Origin of the sequence: Pseudomonas sp. HMSC057H01 (assembly GCF_001836405.1) — a bacterium.
Lineage (GTDB): Bacteria > Pseudomonadota > Gammaproteobacteria > Pseudomonadales > Pseudomonadaceae > Pseudomonas > Pseudomonas aeruginosa.
The window spans coordinates 1-7,558 of record NZ_KV828408.1 but is presented as its reverse complement, the minus strand read 5'-3'; the positions used below and the strand labels follow the sequence as shown (position 1 = coordinate 7,558).

General features: G+C 64.0%; 9 protein-coding genes. 5 read left to right on the top strand and 4 right to left on the bottom strand.

Annotated features, from left to right (window positions below; genetic code table 11):
• A partial coding sequence (locus HMPREF2581_RS05100; protein ID WP_070867308.1) for a hypothetical protein occupies positions 1-277 on the top strand: 277 nt, incomplete at its 5' end.
• Entirely contained in the window at positions 274-513 is a 240-nt protein-coding gene (locus HMPREF2581_RS05095) for a hypothetical protein (RefSeq protein WP_070867307.1), read from the top strand. The genes HMPREF2581_RS05100 and HMPREF2581_RS05095, both read left to right, overlap by 4 nt.
• A gap of 316 nt (positions 514-829) precedes the next feature.
• On the opposite strand, the gene HMPREF2581_RS05090 is transcribed toward HMPREF2581_RS05095, so the two are convergent.
• Positions 830-1,852: a hypothetical protein gene (locus HMPREF2581_RS05090; protein ID WP_019396596.1), complete on the bottom strand. Its 1,023-nt coding sequence runs from the start codon at positions 1,850-1,852 to the stop codon at positions 830-832.
• Positions 1,853-2,190: 338 nt separating this feature from the next.
• On the opposite strand from HMPREF2581_RS05090, the gene tyrS reads away from it, so the two are divergent.
• The gene (tyrS, locus tag HMPREF2581_RS05085; protein WP_003137549.1) at positions 2,191-3,429 is read left to right on the top strand and encodes a tyrosine--tRNA ligase; all 1,239 of its coding nucleotides are present in this window, start codon (positions 2,191-2,193) and stop codon (positions 3,427-3,429) included.
• 28 nt (positions 3,430-3,457) lie between these two features.
• Here the strand turns inward: tyrS and HMPREF2581_RS05080 are convergent, their stop codons facing one another.
• Entirely contained in the window at positions 3,458-4,714 is a 1,257-nt protein-coding gene (locus HMPREF2581_RS05080) for an OprD family porin (protein ID WP_003137550.1), read from the bottom strand.
• 364 nt (positions 4,715-5,078) lie between these two features.
• On the opposite strand from HMPREF2581_RS05080, the gene HMPREF2581_RS05075 reads away from it, so the two are divergent.
• Together HMPREF2581_RS05075 and hpaR are read left to right on the top strand one after the other, a co-directional pair.
• Positions 5,079-6,287 carry a Bcr/CflA family multidrug efflux MFS transporter gene (locus HMPREF2581_RS05075; RefSeq protein ID WP_003137551.1) on the top strand — a complete coding sequence of 403 codons (1,209 nt, stop codon included), beginning with the start codon at positions 5,079-5,081 and terminating at the stop codon, positions 6,285-6,287.
• Between the two features lie 85 nt (positions 6,288-6,372).
• Positions 6,373-6,795, top strand: coding sequence for a homoprotocatechuate degradation operon regulator HpaR (gene hpaR, locus HMPREF2581_RS05070; protein WP_003093470.1), 423 nt, complete (start codon positions 6,373-6,375; stop codon positions 6,793-6,795).
• A 15-nt stretch (positions 6,796-6,810) separates the two neighbouring features.
• On the opposite strand, the gene HMPREF2581_RS05065 is transcribed toward hpaR, so the two are convergent.
• Both HMPREF2581_RS05065 and HMPREF2581_RS05060 read right to left on the bottom strand, forming a co-directional pair.
• Entirely contained in the window at positions 6,811-7,053 is a 243-nt protein-coding gene (locus HMPREF2581_RS05065) for a hypothetical protein (RefSeq protein ID WP_003093468.1), read from the bottom strand.
• A gap of 83 nt (positions 7,054-7,136) precedes the next feature.
• On the bottom strand, positions 7,137-7,558 hold a 422-nt coding region (locus HMPREF2581_RS05060; RefSeq protein ID WP_177343987.1), incomplete at its 5' end, for a cbb3-type cytochrome c oxidase subunit I.

Sequence of the window (7,558 nt, the reverse complement as noted above, 5' to 3'; positions counted from 1 at the left end):
ACCACTGCCAGGCAGCGACGAGCACCTGTCGCTGAGCAGGGCTGGCGATGTACTCACCGTGAACGGCCAGGCGTTCGACTTCACTCCGCTCCCGGAGGGCGGCGAGTTGCCGACCGAGGCCATTGGATCGGAGTTATTCGCTGGTCCTGTGGCGCGAAGGGATGGACGGCTGGAACTAACCCTGCGGTTCCCGCTGGCCGCTGATGCCAGTGCCGCTGCTCGCTTCCCTGAACCGTTGCTGATCGAGGCCGACGGCCCGGTGGAGTTACCGCGATGATCGACTGGAGCAAGTTAAAGACCGCTGAACAGCAGGCGCAAGAACGCTGGCAGGCTGAGTGCGATGCCGCCGCCGCAGCGCGGGCGAATGCCTACCGTCTAGAGAGTGACCCGCTCAAGACCGAGGCCGAGTTCGACGCTATCAAGGCCGGCGTGGAACCGGACTACTCTGCCTGGATCGCCAAGGTCGAGGAGATCAAGGCCAGGTATCCTCTGCCGGAGGCGGGCGGCGTGTAGACTACCCATTTTGAATGGGGTCATGGCGAACCGTGCGGGGCGTCTACGAGGTAGAGCGCTGATTGAGAGCAAGCGCTTGCATACAAATGGAAACCCCGCCGAGGCGGGGTTTCAGCTAGGTTTCTAGTCCACGGCGATAAGACCGTTTCGATAGGTGCCTATGCAGTCACGAATCTGGGTTGGCGCAGAGGGGGCGCGCCTTATGTCTTGAGAGGATGGGATTGCCCCGCTCCTATCCGAACAGGAAATTTGGCGTGAGCGACTATTTCGGTCATTTTGGCTGGATCTGCCGATCTGCCCAGAAACGTCACGATAGTTAGAGGTCATGTGAATAGCCCGTATGGTTGTGAACCAGTTTTGGCTCATTGAGCATTGCGAATTTCTCGCCTCTCTTGAGCACACCAATGTGGGTTCTTCCTCCAACGGTAGCTACACCGTTGGCGAACCGCTGCATCCCTGACTGCAAGTTCACCAGCAATTCAGCTAGCTCAACTGCATACTGGGTTGGGAGATTTCCAAAGTCAATATCTGCAACGCAATCCCACCAGGGGAGATTCATTTCTCTTTGAGGCGCCTCGAACGTGAAGCCTTCAGGGATATTGACACCTGCGGCCAGCAGCTGATCAACCACCGATTGAGCCGCTTGTCGGGTGCGCGATTCGATCTCGCGATTTATCACTCCACTGACAGATTCGACAATTCTGCCATCCACCCCAACAAGAAGCCTCTCTACAAAATCAGACTGCCCGCCGAAACACGCGCCTGAGCGTGTCTGCCAAAGAAACTGCTCCTCGATCGTCAAATCTTTGACGAATATCTTGTAAACCTTACTCGTCTCATCGTCTGCTCCATAGCCACCGACAATAAATTGAACGTCTGGCATATAGGGCTTCTGTTCTTCTGGGCAATTCTGGTAGTTGACCTGCTTTTCCCACTCCTGACGAACAGCCGCCATAAAGTCCTTTGCGACCTGCTCTACCGTCCGGTAACGACGGCTCTCCGATGCACAGAGGCGACTGAACTTCTTGGCGAAACCTGCAATCGTCACACCATTCAACGTCGCCATGCCAGCGGTTACGGCCGCGACAGAGGTATCCTCATCTTCGTAGAGGAGGAACATCTTTTGTGCTCCAGAGAAAACGTTGGTGACGAACGGCTGCAGGTACGCAGTGGACACAACCTTCTCTCCTGAAGCATCAATCAATTCTTGACCATTCGCGTCTCTGGCAAAGGTTGCGTCATTTCGGAACGGCAGAATTGCCTGTTCGACGATGCTCGATAGGCTGTCGCACCCTAAGACGATTGAGTCATAGGTTGCGATTGCGATGTTAATTGTCAAGGGCGCTCTCCTTAGCAAGGGTGCGAGAGTATCGCGCCAAGGCGTTTTGCCATCAAATTTTGGTGATGATCGGCTTAGCCTCGACGGTGGGTTAGGCGTGTACCGTGAAGCAGTCGCGGATTTGGGCACTCCCTCTCCAAATAGGCTCGCCCGTCAAAAATAGTTTCCGCATCAGAAACCAGACCCCCCGGTTTTGCTGGTCTGCAAGCCCTGTCTGGATTTTCTGGTGCGGAAATATATTCTTCCTAACTAATTGATATGTATGGATATGGTTGCTGTCCGGTGAACTCCCTCCCAACCTGTCTCCTCGGGCATCCACCGTGCCAAAGGAGATACCCGTGTCCGTCCCGACCCATCAGCAAGACCTGATCGCCCTGCTCGAAGAGCGTGGCTTCGTCCACCAGTGCACCGACCGCGACGGCCTCGCCGCGCACCTGGCCGCCGGTCCGGCAACCGCCTACCTGGGCTTCGACGCCACCGCCGACAGCCTGCACATCGGCCACCTGCAGGGCCTGATGCTGATGCGCTGGCTACAGAAGGCCGGGCACCGTCCGTTGCTGCTGATCGGTGGCGCGACCACCCGGATCGGCGATCCGAGCTTCCGCGATTCGAGCCGGCCGATCCTCACCGAGGCGCAGATCCAGGCCAACATCGACGGCATCGCCCGGGTCTTCTCGCGCTACGTCGAACTGCACGACGACAGCCTGGTGAACAACGCCGAATGGCTGGACGGCGTCGGCTACCTGGAGTTCCTCGACCGGGTCGGCCGGCACTTCTCGATCAACCGCCTGCTGACCTTCGACGCCATCAGGCAGCGCCTGGACCGCGAGCATTCGCTGTCGTTCCTCGAGTTCGGCTACACCCTGCTGCAGGCCTACGACTTCGTCGAACTGTCGCGCCGGCGCGGCTGCACCCTGCAACTCGGCGGCGCCGACCAGTGGGCGAACATCATCAACGGCGTGGAGCTGTCGCGACGCCAGGGCGGCGCCCAACTGTTCGGCCTGACCATGCCGCTGCTGGCCACCAGCGACGGGCGCAAGATGGGCAAGTCGGCGCAGGGTGCGGTATGGCTCAACGCCGAGCGCCTGGCGCCGTTCGACTTCTGGCAGTTCTGGCGCAACTGCGACGATCGCGACGTCGGTCGCTTCCTCGCCCTGTTCAGCGAACTGCCGATGGATGAGGTGCGCCGCCTGGGCGCCTTGCAGGGCGCCGAGCTGAACGAAGCGAAGGTGGTCCTGGCCAATGCCGCCACCGCCCTGGCGCACGGCGAGCACGCCGCGCGATCCGCCGCCGATGCCGCGCGCGGGGTGTTCGCCGACGGTACGCGGGACAGCGGCCTGCCGATGATGAAGCTATCCCGCGCGCGCCTGGCGCAGGGACTGTCGCTGACCGACCTGCTGCTGGAGCACGCGATCCAGCCCTCCCGCAGCGCGGTCCGCCGCCTCGCCGCCGGCGGCGGCCTGCGCCTGGACGGCACGCCGGTCAGCGATCCGGACGCGCCGCTGGCGGGCGAGGTCGACGGGCTGCGCCTGAGCCTGGGCAAGAAGCAGCATTTGCAACTGCGACTCGAGGATTGAGGTGCCTGCGGCCCCAAGGGGCCGCGCTTCACCAGAGCTTTAGCGTGTAATTGACGATGAAGCGGTTCTCGTCCAGGTCCGCACCGTAGCGGCTGCGGTAGGTGATGTTGCGCCATTTCAAGGCGACGCTCTTCAGCGGTCCGCTCTGGATCACGTAGGACAGGTCGGTGTTGCGCTCCCATTCGCTGTCGTCGGCACGGCCGGCGCCGCGGTCGATGTCGCGGCCCTGTACATAGCGGGTCATGAGGTTCAGGCCGGGCAGGCCGAGGCCGGCGAAGTCGTAGTCGTAGCGCAGTTGCCAGGATTTCTCCTGCGGTCGGGTGAAGGTCTGGTAGGCCATGAGGTTGGCCACGTAGGGCGTGGTGTAGCCGTTGAGCACCGGAAAGGCGTCGTTGCCGATCATCTTCTGGACACCGATGCCGAAGGCGTGGGCGCCGGCGCGCAGGGTGAGCATGGCGTTGAGGTTGCGATTGTCCACCGGCCCGGAGATCGCCGCGCCGTCTTCGCCGCTGTCGAAGTAGCGCAGGTCGCTGCGCAGCGACAGCCCTTCGCCCAGCGGCAGGGTGTGCAGCAGGCCGAGATAGTGCTGCCGGTAGATGTCCTTGAGCTGGCCGTAGTAATAGCTGGCGCTGAGCCGAGGGGTGAAGGCGTAGGTCGCGCCGGCGAGATTGAACTCGTCGCTGGCGTGGGCCTTGTCGCGGCCCATGATGTACATGTCGTCGCTGCCGGCCGACTCGCGAGTGCGCGACTTCCACAATTGCCCCGCGGTGAGGGTGAGACCCTCGATCTCGCTGGAGGTCAGCAGCGCGCCGTCGAAGGTCTGCGGCAACAGGCGCACGTCGTCGCGGAACGCCACCGGCAGTTGCGGCATGAGGATGCCGACCTGTAGCTGGGTCTGCGAATAGCGCAGCTTGGCGGTCAGGCCGAGGTGACTGTAGTCGTCCACCGGCTCCTTCGAATTCGCTCCGAACGGCAGCGTGCCATCGTTGCTACGCCCGCGTCCCGAGTCGAGCTTGACGCCGAGCAGCCCGGTAGCATCCAGGCCGAAGCCGAGCGGGCCGCCGGTGAAACCGGATTGCAGGCGCAGGACGAAGCCCTGCGACCAGTTGCCGGCCTGCGATTGGGGCGCATCGTGCTGGCGGTAGTCGCGCAACTGGTAGAAGTTGCGGAGGTCGAGGTGGGCGCTGCTGTCCGCGAGGAATTCCGCTTGCGCGGCGAGGGGCAGGAGGCCGAGGCCAAGCGCATAGCAGCGCCAGGCGCACGGGCGGGGGCATGCCGTGATCATCGATTCTTCCCTTGGTTGTTGTTCTTGTAGGTATGGGTGACGCCGATTGCACGGTGAGTTTTAGCATATTGTTAACTTGTTAATGAAGTGTTGGCGATCCTCCCGGAAGCTTCGCTAGCCTCTGCCCCTTTCCATGCTCATCGAGCATTGACGGTAAGGCGCTGGAGAGCGAAGCCAGCCTGGAATCTTTCGCCTTCTGCGCATTTGGTTAATCTGTTAACGTTGTCGGCCCGCGAAAGGAGCCAGGCCCGCGCGCTGCCAGGGTGAACGAGGTCGCGGCGCGAGGATTTCCCGGACGGCGAACTTGCATCCGCGTGCACGGCGGTGTCGTCTGGACCGAAAGGCGAAGAAGAGGAGGGCGAGCGTGCCTGCGAGTGCATCGAGGATTCAGGTCGGAAGCGGCGAACGACGCCTGTTGCTGCTGTTGTCGGCGCTGGTGGCGTTCGGCCCGCTGTCGATCGACATGTATTTGCCGAGCCTGCCGGCGATCGCCGCCGATCTCGGCGCCAGCGATGCCCAGGTGCAGCGGAGCATCAGCGGCTTCCTGGTCGGCTTCTGCGTCGGCATGCTGTTCTACGGCCCCTTGTCCGACCGTTTCGGCCGGCGCCCGGTGCTGCTGGCCGGTATCGCCTTGTACCTGTTCAGCAGCCTGGCCTGCGCGCTGGCCGACAGCGCGGGGCAACTGGTCCTGCTGAGGGTGCTCCAGGCCCTCGGCGGCGGCGCCGCGTCGGTGCTGGCGCGGGCCATGGTGCGCGACCTCTATCCGTTGGGCGAGGCCGCCCGGATGCTGGCATTGATGCACATGGTGACCATGCTGGCACCGCTGGCCGCGCCGCTGCTCGGCGGCTACCTGATGCTCTGGGCCGGCTGGCGCGCGTTGTTCGTGGTCCTGGCGCTGTTCGCCGGGCTCTGCCTGCTGGCGGTCTGGCGGGTCGCCGAAAGCCACCCGCCGGAGCGCCGCGGCGGCAGCCTGGCCCAGGCCTTTCTCGCCTATGGGCGGCTGCTCGGCGACCGTCGCGCGCTGGGCTACGTGCTGTGCATGGGGCTGGCGTTCGCCGGGATGTTCGCCTACATCAGCGCCGCGCCCTTCGTGTTCATCGAGCATTTCGGCGTGCGCGCGGAGCGCTTCGGCTGGTTCTTCGGCCTGAACATCCTCGGCGTGATGCTCGCCACCTGGTGCAGCGCGCGCCTGGTGCGCCGCCACGGTCCGCGGCCGCTGCTGCGGGCCGGCAGCCTGCTGGCCTGCCTGTCCGGGCTGTTCCTCCTCGGCTATGCGGCGCTCGGCGAGCGGGGCGGGTTGTGGGCGCTGGTGCCGGGGCTGCTGTGCTTCGTCAGCGTCACCGGCCTGCTCGGCGCCAACTGCATCGCCAGCCTGCTGGCGTTGTATCCCGGACAGGCCGGGGCGGCTTCGGCGGTGGCGGTGTCCGGGCAGTTCGGCCTCGGCTGCCTGGCCAGCCTGGCGGTCGGCTGGCTGGCGCTGCCCGGCGTGCTGCCGATGGCGCTGGTGATGGCCGTCTGCGGCGTCGGCAGCCTGCTCGCACTGGGCTTGGCCCTGCACGGCGGAAACCGTTGATTTCCTTCTGCATACCCGCATGCAGCCTGTGTTTTTTCCGCTACTCTTCTGCACTTTCGAAACCAGTCATCCAAGCTCGGACCCTATGTCAACGCCAAGACCCTCCCTGACCCTGACCCTGTTGCAGGCTCGCGAAGCCGCGATGAGTTTCTTCCGTCCCTCCCTCAACCAGCACGGCCTCACCGAGCAGCAGTGGCGGGTGATCCGCATCCTGCGCCAGCAGGGCGAGATGGAGAGCTACCAGTTGGCCAACCAGGCCTGCATCCTGCGCCCGAGCATGACCGGCGTGCTGGCGCGCCTGGAGCGCGACGGCATCGTCCGGCGCTGGAAGGCGCCAAAGGACCAGCGGCGGGTCTACGTGAACCTGACGGAGAAGGGCCAGCAGTGCTTCGTCTCCATGAGCGGCGACATGGAGAAGAACTACCAGCGCATCCAGGAGCGGTTCGGCGAGGAAAAGCTCGCGCAGTTGCTGGAACTGCTCAACGAGCTGAAGAAGATAAAGCCCTGAAGCGACTGGCCGGCGTCATGCCGGCCAATTCTTGTCCCAGTGCCGGCAGTCGCCCTGGCAGCGACCGGGACAGCCGCAGCCGGTGCGGCTCCTGCCGGTTTCCCGCTCGACCCGGCGGGCCACCTCCTCGTCGTCGGCGAACGGCAGCATGCTCGCCTGGTCCAGGGTCTTGGCGTGGCGCAGGCTCCAATGCACGCCGAAGAACAGCACGGCGACCGCCAGCAGCTCCAGCAGGATCTCGCTCCAGCTGAATTCCATGATGATTCTCCTCGTCGGCTGTCGAGCCTTGCCCGCAGCGTGGCGGGCGAGGCTCGGGAAGGGAAGGGACGCGCTGTCGCGGCTCAGGCCATGCGGGCCGCCGCGAGGATTCCTTCCGGGCGCGCCTGGCGTACCGTGCGCCAGGTGTTGTAGCTCATCAGCAGCATGCCGGTGAGGAAGAACCCGCCACCGACCAGGCGCACGATGAAGCCCGGATGGCTGGCCACCAGCGACTCGACGAAGGAGTAGGTCAGCGTGCCGTCCTCGTTGACCGCGCGCCACATCAGGCCCTGGGTGATGCCGTTGACCCACATCGAGGCGATGTACAGCACGGTGCCGATGGTGGCCAGCCAGAAGTGCGCATTGATCAGGCCGACGCTGTGCATCTTCTCGACCCCGTAGACCTTGGGAATCAGGTGGTAGAGCGAGCCGATGGTGATCATCGCGACCCAGCCGAGGGCGCCGGCGTGGACGTGGCCGATGGTCCAGTCGGTGTAGTGGGAGA